The organism is Acidithiobacillus sp. TH-A36 (genome assembly GCF_057473445.1).
The window spans coordinates 1-1,830 of sequence record NZ_JBYCKP010000095.1; the positions used below are offsets into that span (position 1 = coordinate 1).

2 protein-coding genes are annotated in these 1,830 nt (G+C 50.1%); both read left to right on the plus strand.

Features of this window, described 5'->3' with window-relative positions; genetic code table 11:
• Nucleotides 1–882: ADP-glyceromanno-heptose 6-epimerase (rfaD, locus tag AC2VLY_RS02760; RefSeq protein WP_486921728.1), on the plus strand; the 882-nt coding region annotated here is incomplete at its 5' end.
• Nucleotides 882–1,830, plus strand: a 949-nt coding sequence (locus tag AC2VLY_RS02765; protein WP_486921729.1) for an NAD-dependent epimerase/dehydratase family protein, incomplete at its 3' end; no start/stop codon positions are given. The genes rfaD and AC2VLY_RS02765, both read left to right, overlap by 1 nt.

Sequence of the window (1,830 nt, forward strand, 5' to 3'; positions counted from 1 at the left end):
GACAAGTTTCTCAACCTCACCGATCTGGAAATTGCCGACTACATGGAAGCTGAGCGTCTTCTGGAGTTGATTCAGAATGATCAGCTGCAAGGTGTCGAAGCCGTTTTCCATGAAGGCGCCTGTTCCGATACCATGGCCACGGATGGGCGTTATGTCATGGAAAACAACTATGCTTTCAGCAAGGCGTTACTGCATTGGTGTCAACGGCACAATATTCCTTTTCTGTATGCATCCAGTGCTTCTGTTTACGGTATGACCGGGAGTTTTACGGAAAAACGCGAAGCCGAATCTCCCCTGAATATTTATGGTTTCAGCAAGTTTCAGTTTGATCAGTATTTACGGCGCATGTGGAATGAGTTGAAGGCCCCGGTACATGGATTTCGCTACTTCAATGTCTATGGCCCCCGGGAGTTTCATAAGGGCCGTATGGCTTCTGTGGCCATGCATTTTTACAGGCAATATCGGCTGGATGGGCATGTGCATCTGTTCGCAGGCAGTGCCGGTTATGCGGATGGCGAGCAACGTCGAGATTTTATTCACGTAGATGACGTAGTGTCCGTCAATATGCACTTTCTGGATCATCCACACAGCGGTATTTACAACGTGGGCACGGGGCAGGCTCAAAGCTTCAATGATGTGGCTGTCACTGTGGTCAACAGTATGCGGCGTATGGCCGGTGAGGAAACTCACGATTTACCCAGCCTGCAAAAATCCCAAACCATTCGTTATATCAGCATGCCTGATGCACTGCATGGTAAATATCAAAGTTTCACACAGGCTGACATTCGCCAATTACGCGCTGCAGGTTATAGCAAAACCTTTCTCTCCGTAGAACAGGGAGTGGAGCGTTACATCGACTGGCTGGCTGAACGGGACCAATAATGGAAACGCGGGTACTCATCACCGGCGTTGCCGGATTCATTGGGTTTCACCTTGCGCGGCGTTTGCTGGCCGATGGATGGATTGTGCAGGGGATTGATAATCTTAACGACTATTATGATCCTAACCTCAAAAAAGATCGTCTCGCTCAACTGGAAGGTCATCCAGCTTTTCAGTTTAAAAAAATCGATCTGGCAGATCGCTCCGCCATGGATACGCTTTTTGCGGGACCCCATTTTGATGTGGTGATTCATCTGGCCGCTCAGGCTGGTGTGCGTTATTCATTGCAGGCTCCGCACAGTTATGTGGACAGTAATGTGACCGGTTTCTTGCACATCCTTGAGGGATGTCGGGCACAAAAAGTCGGGCATCTGCTTTTTGCGTCTTCCAGCTCTGTGTATGGAGCCAATAGTCAACTCCCTTACAGCGTTCACGATCCAGTGGATCATCCAGTCAGCCTCTATGCGGCCACCAAGCGGGCAGGGGAGTTGATGGCTCATAGTTATGCGCACTTGTATGGCATTCCCTGTACGGGGCTGCGTTTTTTTACCGTTTATGGTCCCTGGGGAAGGCCGGACATGGCGTATTTCAGCTTCACCCGCAAAATCCTTGCCGGTGAAAAAATTCCGGTATTTAATCATGGAAAAATGCAGCGGGATTTTACTTATATAGACGACATCATAGAAGGTGTTACCCGTCTTGTTCCGAAAATACCCGGACCGCAGGCCAGCTGGCCTGCGGATCCGGCATCCAGTGCCGCGCCTTTTCAGATACACAATATCGGCAATCATACACCGGTAGCCCTGACGGACTTTATTCATACGCTGGAAGAGTGTCTGGATAAAAAGGCAGAAATCGAATGGCTGCCCATGCAGGATGGTGACGTGGTAGCTACCTACGCCGATGTCTCTGCACTTCAGGAGGCTGTCGCTTTTGCTCCGGACACGCCCT